The sequence below is a fragment of the Pseudomonas sp. EL_65y_Pfl1_R83 genome (genome assembly GCF_963970695.1).
Lineage (GTDB): Bacteria > Pseudomonadota > Gammaproteobacteria > Pseudomonadales > Pseudomonadaceae > Aquipseudomonas > Aquipseudomonas tritici.
The window spans coordinates 1-687 of record NZ_CAXAQI010000093.1 but is presented as its reverse complement, the minus strand read 5'-3'; the positions used below and the strand labels follow the sequence as shown (position 1 = coordinate 687).

Below are 687 nucleotides of genomic sequence, written 5' to 3'. Positions count from 1 at the left end.
ATGCGATATCGCCAAAGGCGCTGGCGAAAACTCCGGCTTCCATATTGCGAGCCTTGATCGGAGTGGAATAGCAATCCTTGAGGCTTCCCTCGATGCTCGTAAGCCATGTCCAAGGCCTTGATGACCAAGTCGGCATCCGGCTTTCCCGACAACGCCCAGCCCACAACACGGCGGGCAAAAAGATCTAGCACAACCGCCAGATACTGCCATTTCCCTTGAGCCCAGATGTAAGTGATATCGCCACACCAGACGTGGTCAGGAGCAGGCACATCAAACTCCCGGTTCAAAATATTAGGGATGTCGGGCCGCTCGACCGTCGCCTTTTTGTAAGCATGCGATCCCGGTTGTTTGCTGACCAACTCCAGCTCGCGCATCAGGCTGCGCACCTTGAATCGCCCGATCTGCTCGCCGTCGTCCTGCATCATAGCCATGATGCTACGGCTACCTGGAGCACTGCGGCCTTGGGTGAACAACTCGTTCACCCGACTGCGCAATCGAAGGCGTTCTACATCCGGTGTGCGGCGCCTGAGATGCCGAGCGTAGTAGCACGAGCGGGTCATTTCAAACACCTTGCACAGCCAATCAACCGGCTCGTGGATGCTCAACTGGTCAATCAGCGCGAACGCTCGAGATCTTCCGACATCAAGAGCGCGGTAGCCTTTTTTAAGATCGATTTTTCCCGCTCAA

At 55.9% G+C, this 687-nt stretch carries 1 pseudogene; it reads right to left on the bottom strand.

From position 1 onward, the window contains the following. Nucleotides 1–687 (bottom strand): annotated as a pseudogene (locus AACY08_RS27795) (IS3 family transposase); the annotation flags it as partial.